15 protein-coding genes are annotated in these 18,697 nt (G+C 48.9%); 7 read left to right on the forward strand and 8 right to left on the reverse strand.

Translation table 11 applies throughout. The annotated features are described in order from the left end of the window. The first annotated feature begins 4 nt into the window (after window positions 1-4). A complete protein-coding gene (locus tag DF182_RS19965) occupies window positions 5-562 on the forward strand; it encodes a DUF1543 domain-containing protein (RefSeq protein WP_211327166.1) in 558 nt (185 codons plus the stop codon). A gap of 41 nt (window positions 563-603) precedes the next feature. Here DF182_RS19965 and DF182_RS32545 read toward each other — a convergent pair whose 3' ends face one another. Next, a complete protein-coding gene (locus tag DF182_RS32545) occupies window positions 604-840 on the reverse strand; it encodes a hypothetical protein (protein ID WP_147243487.1) in 237 nt (78 codons plus the stop codon). Between the two features lie 128 nt (window positions 841-968). Between DF182_RS32545 and DF182_RS19970 the strand changes: the two genes are divergently transcribed. Next, on the forward strand, window positions 969-2,129 hold the full coding sequence (locus DF182_RS19970; RefSeq protein WP_113617580.1) for a TlpA disulfide reductase family protein: 1,161 nt from the start codon (window positions 969-971) through the stop codon (window positions 2,127-2,129). Between the two features lie 5 nt (window positions 2,130-2,134). Here DF182_RS19970 and DF182_RS19975 read toward each other — a convergent pair whose 3' ends face one another. From DF182_RS19975 to DF182_RS19985, 3 genes are all read right to left on the reverse strand, one after another. Beyond that, on the reverse strand, window positions 2,135-3,397 hold the full coding sequence (locus tag DF182_RS19975) for an acetyl-CoA C-acetyltransferase (protein ID WP_113617581.1): 1,263 nt from the start codon (window positions 3,395-3,397) through the stop codon (window positions 2,135-2,137). A 129-nt stretch (window positions 3,398-3,526) separates the two neighbouring features. Next, window positions 3,527-4,492 (reverse strand): 2-hydroxyacid dehydrogenase, encoded by a 966-nt coding sequence (locus DF182_RS19980; protein ID WP_113619654.1) that lies wholly within the window; start codon window positions 4,490-4,492, stop codon window positions 3,527-3,529. 31 nt (window positions 4,493-4,523) lie between these two features. Further along, the gene (locus DF182_RS19985) at window positions 4,524-7,031 is read right to left on the reverse strand and encodes a cation-translocating P-type ATPase (RefSeq protein WP_113617582.1); all 2,508 of its coding nucleotides are present in this window, start codon (window positions 7,029-7,031) and stop codon (window positions 4,524-4,526) included. Window positions 7,032-7,218: 187 nt separating this feature from the next. Here DF182_RS19985 and DF182_RS19990 point away from each other — a divergent pair, with 187 nt between their 5' ends. The 3 genes from DF182_RS19990 to DF182_RS20000 all read left to right on the forward strand — a co-directional run bounded on the left by DF182_RS19990 (window position 7,219) and on the right by DF182_RS20000 (window position 9,974). Next, the gene (locus DF182_RS19990) at window positions 7,219-8,724 is read left to right on the forward strand and encodes an ArnT family glycosyltransferase (RefSeq protein WP_113617583.1); all 1,506 of its coding nucleotides are present in this window, start codon (window positions 7,219-7,221) and stop codon (window positions 8,722-8,724) included. A gap of 297 nt (window positions 8,725-9,021) precedes the next feature. After that, window positions 9,022-9,576 (forward strand): hypothetical protein, encoded by a 555-nt coding sequence (locus DF182_RS19995; RefSeq protein ID WP_147243488.1) that lies wholly within the window; start codon window positions 9,022-9,024, stop codon window positions 9,574-9,576. Between the two features lie 11 nt (window positions 9,577-9,587). After that, window positions 9,588-9,974, forward strand: a complete 387-nt coding sequence (locus DF182_RS20000) for a hypothetical protein (RefSeq protein WP_113617585.1) — start codon at window positions 9,588-9,590, stop codon at window positions 9,972-9,974. A 229-nt stretch (window positions 9,975-10,203) separates the two neighbouring features. Here DF182_RS20000 and DF182_RS20005 read toward each other — a convergent pair whose 3' ends face one another. From DF182_RS20005 to DF182_RS20020, 4 genes are all read right to left on the reverse strand, one after another. Continuing rightward, window positions 10,204-11,262, reverse strand: a complete 1,059-nt coding sequence (locus tag DF182_RS20005) for a response regulator (protein WP_113619655.1) — start codon at window positions 11,260-11,262, stop codon at window positions 10,204-10,206. A 5-nt stretch (window positions 11,263-11,267) separates the two neighbouring features. Continuing rightward, on the reverse strand, window positions 11,268-12,788 hold the full coding sequence (locus DF182_RS20010) for a sensor histidine kinase (protein ID WP_113617586.1): 1,521 nt from the start codon (window positions 12,786-12,788) through the stop codon (window positions 11,268-11,270). Window positions 12,789-12,966: 178 nt separating this feature from the next. Further along, complete coding sequence (locus tag DF182_RS20015) at window positions 12,967-13,680, reverse strand: pirin family protein (protein WP_113617587.1); 714 nt, start codon at window positions 13,678-13,680, stop codon at window positions 12,967-12,969. A gap of 89 nt (window positions 13,681-13,769) precedes the next feature. After that, entirely contained in the window at window positions 13,770-14,726 is a 957-nt protein-coding gene (locus DF182_RS20020; RefSeq protein WP_113617588.1) for a hypothetical protein, read from the reverse strand. 218 nt (window positions 14,727-14,944) lie between these two features. Between DF182_RS20020 and DF182_RS20025 the strand changes: the two genes are divergently transcribed. Together DF182_RS20025 and DF182_RS20030 are read left to right on the forward strand one after the other, a co-directional pair. Then, a complete protein-coding gene (locus DF182_RS20025) occupies window positions 14,945-17,056 on the forward strand; it encodes a catalase (RefSeq protein ID WP_113617589.1) in 2,112 nt (703 codons plus the stop codon). 34 nt (window positions 17,057-17,090) lie between these two features. Next, complete coding sequence (locus DF182_RS20030) at window positions 17,091-18,641, forward strand: sulfatase (protein WP_113617590.1); 1,551 nt, start codon at window positions 17,091-17,093, stop codon at window positions 18,639-18,641. Window positions 18,642-18,697: the final 56 nt, after the last annotated feature.

An 18,697-nucleotide genomic window follows, 5' to 3' on the forward strand; every position in this document is an offset into this window, starting at 1 on the left:
TTTAATGGAAGATTTAAAACTTTATATGCTGTTGCTGGGCTGTGATTTGCCTGGCCGTCATACAGAACAACATGATGTATTTTTTGGTGTTGCACGCAAGGTGAGCGACCTGGTGCCGGACCTGAAGGCTTTCTGGCCGGAAGCCGGTGAAAAGCTGCATGTTGACGGATGGAGGGAAGTATCACATGTGAACAACTACCGCATCACCGTAGTGCCCAGAACAGAAACAGTGGACAATCCCGAACAACTGTACTTCCTGAATCTGGGAGGTTATAAACCGGGAGAAATGGAAGAGTTTCACTATAAGCTCCTGAGTGTTAACAAAGATATTGGTGCTGCCATCCGGGATGCCAAAGAAACCACTTTCTACAAACATACCGCCTTTGCTACCGCTACTTCCCATGTAGATGATAAGTACGGCGTAGACGTAGATGATATTATACCGGTGAAGGATATACTCCCTGCCCATGTGAGGGCACAGTATCAACTGAAACTAACACCTGTGGAAGATACCGTTACAGATGAATTGTATCTGGGGTATTTTCAGTTGCACAAATTATAATCCCATCAGTTACGAATTACGAATCCGTAATTCGTAACTGACTATGAGTTTTCTTCATCTTTGTCTTCATCTTCTTCATCACCCATATCTTCATCAAACTCCAGTTCTTCCTGGTCTTCCTCATCTTCCTGCTCTTCCTGTTTATCCAGTTGATCATCATCTTTGCTCACATCATAATTACTGGTCTCTTCCGTTTGTTTGAATTCACCGGTTTCTTCCCGTTCGGTATGATGTTGTTCTCCTTCCGGTTGCCCGGCGGGTTTGCGTTTTTCTGTCATAGTATCCGTTTTATAAAATGTTGCACAAAGACCAGGCCGCAGCACTTATAACCTTTTATCAAATATTTGTCAGCGCGCCGCTATTTTTTTGATACTTTGCCAGCCACAACCAACCAACCATTCATCAAATGAAAAAAGTTTTTCTTATTTGTGCTGCCCTGACAGCCATGAACCACCTGTATGCGCAGAAGGCCGGTGTGACCATTACCGGTAAAGTACCAGCTATCTTCAACGGTGAGTATATTTTTCTGAGCAAAGGCGCCGGTTTTAAGAGTAACGTACTGGATTCTGCTAAAGTAGAGAAGGGTTCTTTCGCCCTTGCATACCCGCTGGAAGACACCATCCAAGGCAGTATACGTGTAAGCAAAAAGACAGATGGTAAGTTTTACTATGGAAGCAGGACTTTATTCCTGAAGCCCGGTGACAACGTATCACTGACCGCGAAAGACACTTCTGTTGCCAATGTATTTGAAAGCATTGCGCTGAAAGGCACTCCGCTGACCCAGCAGTATGACCAGTTACAAGGCTCCCTTAAAAAAGTGAATGACAGCCTGCAGGTGGTAAGGGGCGCAGCGATGAGCCGGATGCGGGCATGGCAAGAAGGTAAACTGATTGACACCGCTGCGGAAATAGCTTCCAGACAGGTGATGGACAACCTGTTGAAACAAAAGTCTGATATCACCGATGTTTTTATTGATGCACATCCTGATTATTATATCAGTCTGCTGGCTTTCAAGGAAAGCCTGGGTTCCCGCGTAAAAGACGTTCCGGCAGCGCAGCAACGTCTGAGCAAGTTTACACCGGCACTGCGTAATTCCACTTTCGGTCTGGGTATTAAAGACTTACTGAATGCTTCTGCCAAACTGGGCATCAACCAGCAGGCGCCGGATTTTGCGTCTAAAACACCCGATGGGAAAACGCTGAAGCTGTCTGATCTGAAAGGTAAATATGTGCTGCTGGATTTCTGGGCCAGCTGGTGCGGACCTTGCCGGGCTGAGAACCCTAATGTGGCAAAGGCTTACAACCAATATAAAGACAAGAACTTTACCGTGCTGGGTGTTTCCCTCGACCGTGAAGGTGCACATGATAAATGGACAGAAGCTATTGAGAAAGATGGTCTTACCTGGCACCATGTGAGTGATCTGAAATGGTGGAATGCAGATGCGGCTAAACTGTATCTTATTCATTCCATTCCTCAGAACTTCCTGATAGACCCCAATGGCCGTATCATTGCGCAAAACCTGCGTGGAGAGGCTTTACAGCAGGAGCTGGAGAAATTAATCCACTAAAAATATTACCGCTCCAGGATCGCGACCACGCCCATTCCACCGGCGGTGCAGATCGATACCAACGCTCTGCCTTCACCGCGTTCCTGGAGTATTTTAGCTGCCTGGGCCACTATTCTGGCCCCGGTGGCTGCAAATGGATGTCCTATCGCTACACTGCCCCCTTTTGTATTCAGTTTGCTGCTGTCTATGCTTCCAAGTGGAGCGTCATATCCCAGTTTTTTACAGTAGGCTGCATCTTCCCATGCTTTCAGGGTACATAATACCTGTCCGCAGAAAGCTTCGTGTATTTCATATACATCAAAATCCTGCAAGCGCAGGTTGTTTCGTTTCAACAGGCGGGCTACTGCGTAGGTGGGTGCCATGAGGAGTCCTTCTCCGTGAACATAATCCACTGCAGCTGTTTCCGCATCTAACAGGTACGCCTGTACGGGCCATTGCCGGTGTTGTGCATATTCTTCGGAGGCCAGCAGCAGGGCGGCGGCGCCGTCGGTATAGATAGTGCTGTTGCCGGCGGTGAGCGTGCCTTTGCCGCTGAAGTCGAAGGCTGGTTTGAGGGTGGCTAACTTTTCGGGTGTAGTGTCTGAGCGGATGATGGTATCACGGCTCACATTTTTGAAGGGAAATACCAGTCCTTCGAAGAAGCCTGCAATATAGGCGCGGGTGGCGTTCATATGGCTGTTGTAGGCGAGGGCGTCCTGCTCTTGCCGGCTGATGCCCCATTCCTGTACCATACGTTCGGTATGTTGTCCCATAGACAGACCTGTGCGGGGTTCTACGATAGACGGAAATACAGGAGACAGATCGCGGAAGCGGAGGGAGGCCAGTATTTTAAGCCGCTCACCCAGTGTTTTGGCGCCTTTGAGGGCGGTGAGCTTCCAGGAAAGTTGCTGTTGCAGCTGGAGTGGCAGATCGCTGTTGGTATCGCTGCCCCCGGCGATGGCGGATTCTATCTGCCCTGCTGCGATGCGCAGTCCCAGCTGTATGATGGCGTCCAGGCTGGTACCGCAGGCTCGCTGTACGTTATAGGCCGGCGTATGCGGATCGAGGGAAGTACCCAGTACACATTCCCTGGCAAAGTTCCATTCGGTAGAACGGTTGAGTAATGCACCCAGGGCTACGTCGCCGATACGGACACCTTCCAGCTGATAGGCTTTGATAAGGGTATTTAAACAGGCTGTCAGCATTTCCTGGTTGGACACCCTGTTGTATTCCCGGAAGGATTTTACGAAGGGGATGCGTTTGCCGCCAATGATAGCCACCTTTCTCATAACTGTGATGCTTGTGATGGGTTATGATAATTATGATTGATTACGATGATGATGACTGAGGTAATGACTTTTTGTATTAACCCGGCTGTCTTACGGGACAGCCGGCTTGTAATGTAGACTGCGATGCTGTTACAGGCTGGTCACCTGGTTGGGCAGTGGCTGGCCGTTGAAGGCAGCTAATATATTTTTTGCGGCCATTACAGACATGGCGTTTCTGGTTTCTACGGTGGCAGAGCCAATATGTGGTAATACTGCCACAGTAGGCATGTTCAGCAGCGGGTTGTCAGGATGCATGGGCTCGGGATTGGTGACATCCAGCCCGGCGCCCCAGATGATGCCCTGTTCGATAGCTGCGGTGAGGTCGGGTTCGTTGTGTATGGCGCCCCTGGCGGTATTGATGAATATAGCCGAAGGTTTCATCCGTTTGAAGGCGGCCATATCAAAGGTGTCGGCTGTTTCCGGCGTGAGGGCCGTATGAACGGAGAGTACATCACTTTGGGCCAGCAGCTCATCGAAAGATACTTTCACTGCGCCGAGTTTTTTTTCTGCGGCTTCGTTGTGGCCACGGTTGTGATAGATCACCTTCATATTAAAAGCGCTGACACAACGGTGCGCCATTACATAACCGATATTGCCCAGTCCCCAGATGCCCAGGGTTTTGCCTTCCAGGTCCATGCCCAGGTTGGCTGTAGGCTCGGAGAAGTTCCAGTCGCCGCGCAATATTCTCTTGTGCTGATAAAAGGCTTTCCGGGCTGCAGACAGCATCAGCAGAAAGGCGGTGTCTGCAGTGGCTGCACTCAGCACACCGGGCGTATTGGTAACAGGCACACCCAGCTCATTGGCAGCGGCCACATCTACGTGATTATATCCCACAGATAACAGCGCCACTACTTTCAGATGCCGGCACTGCTCCAGGAAAGGTCGGTCAATTGGATTGTCGCTGGCCAGCAGCAAAGCATCATACTGACGGCAGTGGGCGATCAGTTCTTCTGCAGAAAGGGCACGTTTTTCAGTCCATTGGGTAACGCTGATGCCTGCACGTTCCAGTAATTCCAGTCCATTGGGAGGGATGACCCTTGTAGCAAAAACCTTCATATTGATGTATAATTTTTTATGTTTTGATGTATCAGACAATCCGTTTGTTTCTCCATCGTTTTCTCATCTTCCACAGTTCAAACCACCATACAGATATTGCGCCAACAGCAGCACAGGTGAGCAGTGAGCGTATATCCAATGCCGTTATACTAAAGAAACCAGCTACCGGCGGGATATAAAGCATGCATGCCAGCAGCACCAGGGTGAGCAGAATGACGCCTACCATCAGCCGGTTGTGGTTGCGCATGCTGGTGATGAATGAAAAATAAAAGGAGCGGTCTACCTGTGTCAGAAACACGTTGGCCAGCACCAGCGTGGTAAATACCATACTGCGGGTATATACTTCGGTATGGCCCAGGGATACGCTCCACTGGTATACACCCAGCACACCGGCGGTGATGGCCAGTCCCTGCAGGATGCTGATGTTCATCTCCCGGAAGGAGAGGAAGGTTTGACCGATAGGCCGTGGTGGCACCTGCATGGCATTGGGTTCCATCGGCTCGTTTTCATAAACGATGGAGCAGGTAGGCCCCATGATCAGCTCCAGGAAGATCACATGCACGGGCGTGAAAATAAAGGGATACACCCAGCCCAGGAATAAGGGAAGGGATACGGTGAGTATGATAGGTATATGAATGGAGATAATGTATTGTACTGCTTTTTTGATGTTGGTATAGATCCTTCTGCCCATGGCTACGGCGTCTACCATGCCGGAGAGATCGTCGTTGACAAGGATAAGGGCTGCGGCTTGTTTGGCGATCTCTGTGCCTTTTTTGCCCATGGCGATGCCGATATGTGCTGCTTTTAAAGCGGGGCCGTCGTTCACGCCGTCGCCGGTCATGGCCACTACCTGACTGTCGGCTTTCAGTGCATTGATGGCTGCCAGCTTGGCTTCAGGGAACATCCGTGTGAAGATGTTGACATTCAGCAGTTCGGACTGCATATTTTGCAGCGGCATCTTCATCAGTATTTCCCCATCGGTGGCTTTGTCGGGATGTCGCAGCCCTGCCTGCTGAGCAATCGCTTTGGTGGTGATGCTATTATCACCGGTGATAATTTTGATCTCAATACCGGCCCGATAAAACTGCTGGAAAATATGGCTGATATTGGATTTGGGAGGATCGTAAAAAGCTACCAGCCCGGAGAACTGAAAGGGCAGCTGCTGTTGTTGTGCCGGGAAATCGTTGCCGGTAAAGGGAGAGGTGGCCACACCCAGTATCCGGTAACCTTTGAGTGCCAGGGTATTGATCTGTTGCTGGAGAATGTTTTTTTCTGCCTCCGGCAGATGACAAACCTCCAGAATCGCTTCTGGTGCGCCTTTGGCGGCAATGATGCGTGACCCGTTTCCATTTTCGAAGATATGCGTCATCATGGGCGGCTTGCCATCCAGCGGATATTCATGGACCATCTTATACAGTGAACGTTCATCCGTTTCCGTTAGGCTGGTATATACTTGATGCAGTGTTTTCTCCATCGGATCGAAAGGCACCGGTTCGCTGGCCCACATCGCATCGCGGATGACGGCTGCGGGCCAATGATCGTTTTCATATAACGTATAGTCGGCGGCGTTATATACAGCTTGCAGGCTCATTCTGTTTTCGGTGATGGTACCGGTTTTGTCGGTGCAGATGATGGTAGCACTGCCCAGGGCTTCCACGGTACGTATTTTTTTGACGATGATACCCAGCTGCATCAGACGCCTGGAACCCAGCGCCATAAAGGTGGTGAAGGCTACCGGTATTTCTTCGGGCAGGATAGACATGGCGAGGGTAAGTCCTTTCAGCAGACTGTCGGTGAGGCTGCCGCTGCGGATGAAGTTGAAGAGCCATACGGCCAGGAAAACACCGATGCCGATAAAAGCCATCCACTTCACAAACTGTTGTATCTGCAGTTGCAATGGGGTAGCTTCTTCCCGGATATCGAGGATGGCCCTGCCCAGCTGACCGATCTTGGTGGACTCGCCTACCTGTTCTACCCGGCAGATAGCGAGGCCGGATACGACTACCGTGCCACTATATACGTAGTTATCCTCACTGTCGGCATCCTTAAAAACGGCAAAGGCCTCTCCTGTAAGGGCAGATTCATTGACAGAAAAATCATTGCTGTGTACAATCACGCCGTCGGCATTGATGGTATTACCTTCTGATACTACCAGCATATCACCTTTCACGATATCGGCTGTAGGGACAGACAACAGTGTCCCGTTGCGGATTACTTTGCTAAGGGGTTCGTTTATTTTTTGCAGGGCTTCGAGCGCTTTGCGGCTGCGGCTGTCCTGATAAAAGGAGATGCCCGATACCAGGGCGATGGCGGCCAGCATAAAGTAGGCTTCTCCCCATTCTCCCAGTATAAAATAGATGGCAGTGACCGCGATAAGCAACAACAGCATGGGTTCCTGCAGTATTTCCCTGAGCAATGCCAGCACCGGGTTAATAGAAGGCTCCGGCGGCACATTACGACCGTTTTCCAACCTCGATGCTTCCACTGCGGCATCATCGAGCCCCTTGATATTTTCCGGAAGATTGATTTTTACCGCCATAGGACCTGCTGTTTAGTGGATGCGCTGTTATGCATTGATTAACACCGCGATAAGGATAAAAGTTATGGGAAGACTATTGTCCCCAAGATAATAATAGTGCAGCAATGAACAAAAGTCTTATCTTTCAAACAGCCTTTCCAGCCGGAATGGTTCTTGCGGGCATATTTTATCCAACAGTCTACTACTCATGCGGAAACCTGGTGCGAACAATACTTTTATCGCTTATATCTCAGCAAATAAATGGTTGGCATTGGCCATCTGTGTGGTTACGGTATTAAGGTTGTCTTTTATTGAGTTGATGGGGCTGATGCCACAGGATGCCTATTATTATTTTTACGGGCAGCATCTGGCGTTGTCTTATTTTGATCATCCACCTGCTATTGCATATATATTACGTTTATTCACTACCGTATTAGGCAGGCATGCTTATGTTATCAAGCTGGCGGATACTGTAGTGACGGCCTGTATGTTACTGGCTTTTTACCGGCTGGCTACCTGTTTCCTTTCGCGGCGCCGTGCCTGGAATGCATGGCTGCTACTGTATTCCACGCTGATGGTTACTTTGCTATCGCTGGTGTCTACACCGGATGTGCCGCTGATGTTGTGCTGGTGTCTTTCGCTGATAGCGTTGTACAAGGCGTTGTTTGAAAGCAACCGTATGGCCTGGATATGGGCGGGCATCGCCATGGGACTGGCTTTTGACAGTAAGTATACGGGCATATTACTGCCTGCAGGCGGTGTTTTGTTTTTGTTGCTGTCGTCTCGTCACCGGCATTATCTCTGGTCACCGTGGTTGCTGCTGGCTGTTGCTTTCTTTTTCCTGACGATATCTCCTGTGGTGATCTGGAATGTAGAACATCAATTTGCTTCTTTCCGCTTTCAGTCATCTGGCAGGGTAAGCGGGGTGGAGGTGCATCTGCTGGATTTTTTCGGGGTAATAGGCCATCAGGCAGCGGTGCTGATACCGGTGTTGCTGGGAGCGTTGTTTTATTATCTGTACAAGGCTTTCCGGAAATACCGGTTACATATCGGACAGGTGCCGGTAAAACAACTCTTTCTGCACTGCTTTTTTCTGCCCTTGTTCCTGGTTTTTCTGTTGATATCTCCTATATATTGGGTAAAGATCAACTGGATGATGCCTGCCTATATCACGGGTATTATCTGGGTGAGCACATGGATGGGGATGAAGTTTATACGCTGGCAGTGGATGGTTTCGCTGGTGATACATCTGGTGCTGGCGGTGGAGATTATTTTTTACCCGGCCCCCATTCATTCTGATGATACGATGATTGGCTGGGAGGGACTGGGCAAAGCGGTGAAAACCTTGCACAAGGCTTATCCTGATGATTTTATTTTTTCTGCAGATGATTATAAGACCAGTGCTATGCTCAATTTTTATTTGGGGGAGATGGTATATTCGAGAAATGTCATTGGGCAACCGGCGCTGCAGTTTGATTATATAGGTACCGATTTACGGCGTCTGGAAGGCAGGAATGCCATCTTTATCAATTCGCTTACAGATGTGAATGACGATAGCGACGAGCGGCTTTTTGTGGCTGAGCTGCGTCCCTTTTTTGTGTCGGTGGAGCTGCTGCCACCGATAGTCGTAAAAATGCAGGGCCGGGTGGTGCGTAAATTCCTGGTTTACCGTTGTATGGATTACCGGCCACCGACCGCTGAAATAGCTAAATAAGCCACCGTATTGATTTTGGGCTCCCTGTTGACGGCCGTCATCGTTCTCGTTGATGACAATCATTAGATGTTACCACGGATATCATTGTCCAGAGATGGAGGTGGAGATACCTTTGTGATGTCGGGAATATTTAATGGTTTTCTTTTTTTAATATGAACGCATATGTTTACCGGTTTTTTTTCCTCATCGCTGCAACGGAGATTTTGTGAAGGTTTTCTGTTTTATCCGATCAGAAGGTTGCGTCAGTACGGAGGATTTATCTTTAAACAGTATAAAACAAAGTCTGGAATAAAAACTTTGCTGGATAATCAGCGTCAACTGTTTGACTTCAATGGTTATTATGCAGCGGAGCTGGCCCGGCAGATAAAGGACAGGGCAGTGCCTCATGCAGAGCGCCTTTCCCGTAAGCTGGAAGCGTTGTACGTGGCCAGCCGTCAGGAGATGAAGCAACATGCAGTAATCTTCATGGAGTTTAATGATGTGATCATCAGTTATTACAGGGAGTTGAGCACTTATCGGTCTGTAGTGCTGGAGAGCCTGGAGAAGGAACTGAAACCGGCCCTGAAAATTAAGGCGGATGAAACGATGCTGCAGGCTTTCAGGCCCGACTATCACGGTAATGTAAGAGAAGTAATGAAAGCATTTGTAAAAGAGAGCAATACTACTGCAAGATTTTTACAGAAATGCGTTGATAATGACAATAATATTAATGATATTTGTGCAGATAGGAAAATGCAGGACCTGATCAACTGCATCAAGGAGATGTCACTGATCCAGCGTGGTATGGTCACCTTGCTGCAACACTGGGAAGACCAGCAACGGCTGAACGGCCTGCAGATGTATTACAATTAGTTTCACTAACCATGAACAACCAGGAAGAAATCAGGGGTAAAAATCTGCAAGACCAGCAGATATGCAGAGGATGGCTGAGTATACTGGAAGCACTACGAAAAGAAAATACTGCCCTGTTGGACAGGCTGACAGACTCGCTGCGCTTTGTAAATTCCCGTGCCTTTCTGGACCAGGCGGAAGCCTTTCAGGAGAAAATGATCAGCAAAAATGAATCCCTGAAATTGCTGCGTCATGAAGTTATGGAACAGCTGGACTGGCTGGACATCGTACCACAGCCACGTGAAGAAGCACCACATGATTGGCCTGTATTAACGCATGATATGCGGAAAATGCAGGAGGAGTTTGAAAAAATGAAAACAGCATTTAATAACCTGTTGCGTAACTGGCAAATAGAGTAAACCTTGGATAATTGATAAATTTTGGAAGGAATTAATGTAAAAGATTGCGCAGAGAATCAAAAAAGAGGTACCGTGAAGAGAACAGTGGAGACTGTGAAGAGAACAAGTGGGGACTGTGAAAGTGGAATGTAGAGATTGTGCATGTGAAATGTGGGGAATGTGAAGATGGTAGTGTAGAAAAATTTTTGGCCCCGGGTATCTGCCCGGGGCCAAAAATTTTTACCAGTTGTTAGTTGCGCATGGCAGCAATCCTGTCTTTCTCTACGAGGATAATGGTGCCATCTTTCAGTGAAATCAGTTGTTCATCCCTGAAATCGCCCAGCGTACGGATCAGTGATTCTTTTGCTACGCCGGCCACAGCAGCCAGATTCTCACGGCTGATGTCTATTTCAAAATGTGGATTTTGTGTGGTATTGTATTTATGTTCCAGCGTGATGAGCGCTGAGGCTACTTTTTTGCGCAACGAGCTGTAAGCGAGTGCAATCAGCTGTTGTTCCTTCTCCGCGATATTTTTGGCGAGCAGCTGCACAAACCGGCTGAGTACTTCCGGATTGTTGCCTACCAGTTCTTCAAAATCCTGGTGCGGTATAATGGCCAGGGTCGTATCTTCGATGGCTTCTGCACTTTCCTGATAGGCGCCTGCTTCCAGCAGTGCGGTGTAACCCAGAAAATCCCCTTCATTGTACAGTCCAGTGATCAGCTCTTTCCCATCATCATTCCGCTGATAGGTTTTTACTTTCCCTTCCAGGATATAATACAGGCAATCGGGCCTGTTACCCGCTGCATATATCTTTTGTTTCTTTTTGTAGTGGTTGGTGTTACGATCTTCTTTCAGGGAAGATAACAGGTCTTTGCCGGAAGTGCTCGACAGCAGGGTATGAAGGCCATTGATGCCTATATTGTCCTGTTGCCGGATCTCCGCGCATCTTTTGAGACGGCTTTCGATGGCGCTGAGTAGCTCAGCACCTTCGAATGGTTTGGTGATGTAGTCATCAGCGCCCATTTCCATTCCTTTCCTGACATCGGTGCGCTCTGTTTTAGCGGTCAGGAAAATAAACGGAATAGGGCGCAGGCTTTCATTTTTATGCAACATATGCAATACGCCGTAGCCGTCCAGCACGGGCATCATGATGTCGCATACGATGAGGTCGGGCTGTTGTTCCAGCGCGATGGTCACACCTTCTTTGCCGTTGGCAGCTGTCAGTACATTGTAGTTGGCCAGTGCCAGGATCTCCGCCAGGTTATCGCGGATGTCTTTGTTGTCTTCGATTAGCAGGATTGTTTCCAAGATGGTCAAATTTTGGGGATAGGAATGTGAACGATGAATTCGGTGCCTTTGTCTGGTTCACTGTTGCACGTGACTTGTCCTTTCATCAGCTCTGCATATTTGGATACGATATGCAGCCCAAGCCCGGTGCCTTGTATACTTTCCACGTTGCTGCCGCGGAAAAATCTTTCATACAGATGTTGCTGGTCTTCGGCTGTGATGCCAATCCCCGTGTCCCGGACCGAGAGGTTAAAATAGCCGGGTGCCGACAGGGTATGTATATAAACGATACCGTTGTCCGGTGAAAACTTCAAGGCGTTGGAAACGAGGTTGGTGAGGATATGTCGTAGCAAAGTTCCGTCGAGTGTGCTTTCTATAGGTCCTTCATGAGTGTATATGAGTTGTTGTTGTCCCCGTTTTAGTCCTTCCGTTTCGGTCAGGATTTTTTCAACATATTTTTTGATTTCCACAAGGGAAGGTCTTACCAGTATTTTTCCTTCTTCAATTTTTCCCAGTGATAAAAAGTCATTCAGGATATCTGTCAGCATATGTACGGCCGAAGAGATCTTTTGTATATGTGCCATTCTCTTGGGCTGGTCTTCCGTGGTGGTATACTTTTCCAATAGATAGGTAGATGACAGTACGGTGCTGAGCGGTGTCCGGAATTCGTGTGAGGCGATCGATACGAATCTGGATTTGAGCACGTTCAGTTCTTTTTCCTTGTCCAGCGCCTGCCGTAGCTCTGACTCTGATTTACGGCGTGCGGAGATATCGAGGCCGATGGCGATATAACCGGTGATACGGTTGGCATCATCGCGTATGGCCGACACCGTTAATGCTACCGGGAAGCGGGTACCGTCTTTGCGGATAAAAGTCCATTCGTATTCATTAGACATATTGAGCCTGGCGCGGATGGTGAGGGCATCGATACCCGGGTCTACCGTTTGTTGCAGCTCTTTGGAGAGCATGGCAGCGCGGCGCACCAGTTCCTGGCGGTCGAGAAACTGCAGCAGGGACGCGGTGTCTGTCACTTCCCGGGCCGGATATCCCAGCATTTTTACCGCAGCCGGATTAAAAAAACGGATATGCCCCAACGGTTCTGTAACGATGAGTATCGCATCCAGGTTGGTCCAGATACTGTTGAGGAAATTGCTGACTCTTTTGTAGGCTGATTCTTTGCCCGCCATGATATGGGCTTCCAGCTTCTGCTCATTCACTCTTCTTTGCAGGGCATGAACAGCCTGTTGCTGCGCAGAAACGTCAGTCAGAAAATAAATCCTGCAGGAAGGGTTATAAGTAGTGCATCCTGCATTAACGGGCAACAGGCTTCCGTCTTTACAGTGCAGAAGTGCTTTTTCCTCACTGCCGGAGAGTAACCCGGCGATCGGCTTCCCCTGTAACTCTTCGGACTGGTGACCACTCCACTGCAGTAAACATGGATTGACAGCCAGTATTATACCGGCTTCATCTGCCAGCAGGATGCCCTGGGTAGCGTGATTAAAGATGATTTCGAAACCTGGTGTATGGACTGAATTCAGAATGGTCATGGATCAACGGTCTGTTATAAAAATAAGCATTCCCGTGTTATAAAAATAGTCCTTGCACGAAATGTGCTATTTCGATTTTTCAAAATGATAAAGTAAGGATGTTTTTAACAGGCAAATGATTATGCTAACATACCGCAGGAGCGGTTATGAGCTGCATATGCGGTAAGGCGGGGAGGGATTATTTCTGGTTGATAGGGGTTTCCAGGATCAGAAACTCCGTTTCTTCTCCATGTTGCAGGCTGATCTCGCTGGCTTCCCATATACCAAAGGCGTCGCGGGGATGTAATACCTGGTTGTTGACTTTAAGGGTACCAGAGATCAGGAAAATAAACAGGCATTTGTTGACCGGTTGGAGGGAATAGGGCACAGAGCCGGGGAGGTCGTAATATCCGAGGGAGATACGGGTATTCTGATTAATCCAGCAGTGGTTCAGGCCTTCCTCGGGAGAAACGATGGTAGTCAGGCGGTTTTTTCTTTTGGCCCGCGGAAAGCTGCGCTGCTGGTAACGAGGCGTGATATTCTGTAATTTGGGTGTTATCCATATCTGCAGGAAGTTCACATCACTATCACCGATATTGTGTTCTTCATGCCTTAATCCTTCGCCGGCACTCATGATCTGTACACCGTCGGCTTCTATTTTAGTACTGTAGCCCATGGAGTCTCTGTGGTTCATCTTCCCTTTGAGCAGTATGGAAATAATTTCCATGTTGACATGAGGATGGGTGCCGAAACCTTTGCCGGGCATTACATAGTCATCATTAAAAGCCACCAGCGTGCCAAAAGCACTGCGCAGGGGATTTTGGTAATCACTGAAACTGAAGAAGAAATTGCTTTTCAGCCATCCAATGTCTTTGACCCCTCTTTCACCGGCAGGGAAATACTCTGTTTTCATGGTTTATCGGATTAAGATTTTTCCCGCAAATACAAAGCCACAAAGCAGCAATATATTTTTTTCTGCTGCTTTGCGGCTTCACGTGAAAACTAGTTGTTGAAACTATTGTATCGTTCGATAAGGTAATCATAGTTGCGGCTCAGGTTTTCAACCTGATTTTCTGTCAACTTACCTTTTTCGGCACCGTCTCTCATGGTTTTTTTAGTTTCCAGGAGGATCTCATGAAAACGGTCGTAGAACAATTTGTAATAGCTGTCTTTGTGTTCTTTTTTAGCATTGTCGAGGCTCAGCTGGCTATGTTCGCCGTAGGCTTTTTCCAGGGCTGCATAGGCGGCGTCAGCTTTGTCTTTGATGCTGTTGTAATCGGCGCCGCCATTTTCCATCAGTCCTACAAATTCGCGGACAGATTTCAGATCGGCTTTCATGGCGATGATGTAGTCTTTCAGCGGGCTGTCTTTCAGTACGATGGCTTCGCTGGCATCAGCGATCTCATTTACTTTTTTTATCAGCACCGCTTTTTCGGCTATCAGCAGTTGGGTGCTGGAGCGGATGGAATCTACCAGGGCCAAACCTTTTACGCTTTTGTCGTCTTTGTAGTCTTCTGCTTTCAGGTAGTCCTGCAGTTGTTTGTAGTAGTCCTGAATTTTAGTGAAGGCTTTGGAGGAACTGGCAACTTTTTCCTTGAAGAATTTTTTATCGTCACTGCTCAGTTCATCTACGGGTTCATCCGCTTTTACTTTGCTGATCCCTCTGGATCTTTCAAAATAAGTAGCAGGGAAGATGCCGAAGAAGGCGAATCTGTCGGAAGGATTTTTCAATCCTTTTTCAATTTTGTCTGCATTCTCCATCACACGGGTGATATAGTCGTTTTGCTGATTGGCTATATCGATCAGGAGGTTAGTGTACTCAATGACATGGCTGGCCTTTTCGGCGGAGTTGTTTTCATAGGCTGCGGCCGGGCCTTTGCCGCTCTTGCTGTTGTCGCATGATACAGTGGCAGAAAGCATAGCCATACTGATGGCTGTGTAAAGGAACGTTTTGTTCATAATGAAATGGTGATTATATATCTGGATTAAACAAATGACCGGGGCAATTTGATTTGAACACCGCAAATATAATTACGAATTGCGAATTACAAGTTACGAATTGTATAAAATTTATATATTAAGAAGGGGTCTCTTCTTGCATTCATACTGCGTAATTGATCGGCATAATATCTGTGACCCGGATCTGTATTGTTGTTCATCATTAAATCAGCATCACCATGGCAAGAAAAAAAGCGGAACAGCTGAATAAAAAAGCGGAGCAGCTTGCACCGCATACCGAAGATGGAGCAGACCAGTTTCTCACCACCAACCAGGGCCTGCGGATCAATGATAATCAAAACTCACTCAAGGCGGGTGAAAGAGGACCTTCACTGCTGGAGGATTTTATACTGAGAGAGAAAATTACCCACTTTGATCATGAACGAATACCGGAGAGGATTGTACATGCCCGTGGAGCAGGGGCATACGGATATTTTCAGGTATATGAATCCCTGTCTGATTATACCAGGGCAGGTTTCCTGACAGACCCAGCGCGGCGTACACCGGTGTTTGTCCGCTTTTCCACGGTGGCAGGCTCCCGCGGCTCTACTGACCTGGCCCGGGATGTAAGGGGATTTGCTGTGAAGTTTTATACCGAAGAAGGTAACTACGACCTGGTAGGCAACAATGTGCCGGTGTTTTTTATTCAGGACGCCATGAAATTCCCCGATTTTGTACATGCTGTAAAACCGGAGCCACACAACGAAATACCTCAGGCTGCTTCTGCTCACGATACCTTCTGGGACTTCATTTCCCTGGCACCTGAATCCATGCATATGATTATGTGGGTGATGAGCGATCGCGCCATTCCCCGCAGTTACCGTATGATGGAAGGTTTCGGCGTTCATACTTTCCGGTTGATAAATGCTGCCGGCAAGGGCTGCTTCGTAAAGTTCCACTGGAAGCCTTTGTTAGGCGTGCATTCGGTAACCTGGGAAGAAGCCCAGCTGATCTCCGGAAAAGATCCCGACTTTCATCGCCGCGACCTGTGGAATGCCATTGAGAGCGGCAACTACCCCGAATATGAACTAGGTATACAGATCGTGCAGGAAGAAGATGAACATAATTTTCCCTTCGATCTGCTGGACCCTACCAAGATCATCCCGGAAGAAGTGGTGCCGGTGAAGCGTATTGGTAAAATGGTGCTGAATCGTAATCCGGACAATTTCTTTGCAGAAACGGAGCAGGTGGCTTTTCATCCTGGCCACCTCGTGCCAGGTATCGATTTTACCAACGACCCGCTGTTGCAGGGCCGGCTGTTTTCTTATCTCGACACCCAGCTGTCCAGACTCGGAAGCCCCAACTTCCACGAGATCCCCGTCAACCGCGCTATATCACCGGTACATAACAATCAGCGGGACGGACATATGCGGCAAACCATCAACCGGGGCGGTACTTCCTACGAGCCTAATACACTGGGTGCCGGTTGCCCGTTCCAGGCCGGCACAGCTGATCGCGGCTTCTCTTCTTATGCAGAAAAGATAGATGCACACAAGGTACGGGGCCGGAGCTCCGGTTTCTTCGATCATTTCAGCCAGGCTGCCCTGTTTTACTACAGCCAGTCGGAAGCCGAAAAGCGCCACCTGATCAATGCTCTGTGCTTTGAACTGGGCAAGGTAACGATCACGGATATACGGTTACGGATGCTGGGCTTGTTGTCACAGGTTAACAAAGACCTGGCCGCTGCCGTAGCGGAAGCGTTGGGCCTCGCTGTGCCTGCGCAGCCCGAACACCCCGTCAACCGTATCATCCCGGCAGATGGAGCTCCTGAACAATTTCAGCCACATACCGTAGAACAGCCGGTAGAAAAATCGGAAGCCCTCAGTATGGCCAATACCATAAAAGATACTGTGAGGTCCAGACAGGTTGCTTTTCTGGTGGCCGATGGTGTGCTTTCGATGGAGATAACAGAGATGAAAGAGGCGCTGCTGAGAGCTGGCGCACAGGTAGAACTGATCGCGCCGCATCTGGGTACCGTGAAAGCGTCTACCGGTAGCGGCTTTGAAGCCGATGAGAGTTTGCTGGGTGCTGCTTCCGTATTATTTGATGCTGTTTATATTCCGGGAGGTACCGATAGCACAAACACGTTGCAACAACATCCGGAGGCGCTGCGGTTTGTCAGCGAAGCTTACCGGCATTGTAAGGCGATAGCTGTTTCCGGTGATGGTGCAGCGGTGCTGAAAGCTGCCGGCGTGCCCGCCGCAGAAGCACCGGGCATCCTGCTCTCCGGTCCTCCGAAGGCCTTTATAACCGCCATCGCGCAGCACCGTTTCTGGGAGAGAGAACGATAGTACACCTTTGTACGATCGTGATTATATTAGCTGCATGAAACCAATACAACTTTCACGCTGGGGCTGTATATGCCTGATCATATGCAGTATCAGCAGTATGGCACAGTTCAGGGATCCACGCCCGGTGAAACCTCCACCTAACATTATTGTTTTCCTGGTAGATGATATGGGCTGGGAAGACACTTCGGTACCTTTCTGGGACCAGCTAACGGATAGGAATAAACGTTTCCGTACACCTAATATGGAGCGGCTGGCCAGAGAAGGGGTGAAGTTTACCAATGCCTACGCCACGCCGGTATGTACGCCTTCCAGGGTGAGCATGATCACCGGAATGAATGCGGCGCATCATGGGGTTACTAACTGGACCTCTCCCCGCAAGGATATAAATGCCGATGCACCCGACCCTGCGCTGGACACTGCGCCGTGGAACTGGAACGGTTTCAGTCCGGTACAGGGAGTGCCGCATACCGTATATGCCACACCGTTACCTGCGTTGCTGAAAACAGCCGGATATTATACCATTCACGCTGGTAAAGCACATTGGGGCGCAATGGGTACTCCGGGTGCCAATCCTTACAACATGGGCTTTCTGGTAAATATAGCCGGTCATGCTGCTGGTCATCCCCAGAGTTACCTGTCTGAAGAGAACTATGGTAATATGCCAGGCAAAGCCACGCCACAGGCGGTGCCCGACCTGGAAGAGTATTATGGTACTGGTACCTTCCTAACGGAAGCGCTTACACGGGAGGCGCTGAAAGCACTGGATGAGCCGGTGCGGCGCAAGCAGCCTTTTTATCTCTATCTGGCGCATTACGCCGTACACGTGCCGTTGCAGGCCGACAAAAAATATATACAGCACTATCAGGATATGGGCCTGGACGAGGCCGAAGCCAGGTATGCTTCCCTGATTGAAGGCATGGACGCGAGCCTTGGAGAAGTGATGGACTACCTTGCTGCCAGAAAAATAGCAGACAATACCATCATTATGTTCATGAGCGATAATGGAGGTTTGAGTCTGGTGCCGCCGCGTGGTGGCACACCACATACGCAGAACCTGCCGCTGCGCGCCGGTAAGGGATCGGTATATGAAGGTGGTATCCGTGAGCCGATGCTGGTAAAATGGCCGGGCGTGACAAAGGCAGGCAGCACGGTGGCGCAGTATATAATGATAGAAGATTTTTTCCCTACCATCCTGGAGATGGCGGGTATTCAGTTGTATGAGGCCGTGCAGACGGTAGACGGAAAGAGTTTTGTACCACTGTTAAAAAATCCGGGACAAACAGATTCCCTGCGAACACTGATATGGCATTATCCCAACAAATGGATTGCAGAGGGAGGCCCTGGTATCAATTACAGGAGTGCCTTGCGGCAAGGCCGCTGGAAGCTGGTTTACGACCAGCAACAAGGGTATACTGAACTGTATGACCTAGTAGCGGATATCGGCGAAAAGCAGAACCTGTCGGGCGTTTACCCGAAAAAGGTGAGTGCATTGTTATCGTTGTTGTCTGAGCAGCTGCAGCATTGGAATGCCCCGATGCCGGTACTGAAAGCGAGTGGGAAACCTCTGCCATGGCCGGGAAAGTAAGTGCTAACCTGGAGGAAAGCACACTGTCTTTTTTAGCAGATGGAGCTGTACCTTTG

The organism is Chitinophaga flava (genome assembly GCF_003308995.1).
Lineage (GTDB): Bacteria > Bacteroidota > Bacteroidia > Chitinophagales > Chitinophagaceae > Chitinophaga > Chitinophaga flava.

Bases quoted from the DNA above. Each gene is read 5' to 3' on its own strand.
- DF182_RS19965 (WP_211327166.1), top strand. From the start codon at position 5: ATGGAAGATTTAAAACTTTATATGCTGTTGCTGGGCTGTGATTTGCCT.
- DF182_RS32545 (WP_147243487.1), bottom strand. From the start codon at position 840: ATGACAGAAAAACGCAAACCCGCCGGGCAACCGGAAGGAGAACAACAT.
- DF182_RS19970 (WP_113617580.1), top strand. From the start codon at position 969: ATGAAAAAAGTTTTTCTTATTTGTGCTGCCCTGACAGCCATGAACCAC.
- DF182_RS19975 (WP_113617581.1), bottom strand. From the start codon at position 3,397: ATGAGAAAGGTGGCTATCATTGGCGGCAAACGCATCCCCTTCGTAAAA.
- DF182_RS19980 (WP_113619654.1), bottom strand. From the start codon at position 4,492: ATGAAGGTTTTTGCTACAAGGGTCATCCCTCCCAATGGACTGGAATTA.
- DF182_RS19985 (WP_113617582.1), bottom strand. From the start codon at position 7,031: ATGGCGGTAAAAATCAATCTTCCGGAAAATATCAAGGGGCTCGATGAT.
- DF182_RS19990 (WP_113617583.1), top strand. From the start codon at position 7,219: ATGCGGAAACCTGGTGCGAACAATACTTTTATCGCTTATATCTCAGCA.
- DF182_RS20000 (WP_113617585.1), top strand. From the start codon at position 9,588: ATGAACAACCAGGAAGAAATCAGGGGTAAAAATCTGCAAGACCAGCAG.
- DF182_RS20010 (WP_113617586.1), bottom strand. From the start codon at position 12,788: ATGACCATTCTGAATTCAGTCCATACACCAGGTTTCGAAATCATCTTT.
- DF182_RS20015 (WP_113617587.1), bottom strand. From the start codon at position 13,680: ATGAAAACAGAGTATTTCCCTGCCGGTGAAAGAGGGGTCAAAGACATT.
- DF182_RS20020 (WP_113617588.1), bottom strand. From the start codon at position 14,726: ATGAACAAAACGTTCCTTTACACAGCCATCAGTATGGCTATGCTTTCT.
- DF182_RS20025 (WP_113617589.1), top strand. From the start codon at position 14,945: ATGGCAAGAAAAAAAGCGGAACAGCTGAATAAAAAAGCGGAGCAGCTT.
- DF182_RS20030 (WP_113617590.1), top strand. From the start codon at position 17,091: ATGAAACCAATACAACTTTCACGCTGGGGCTGTATATGCCTGATCATA.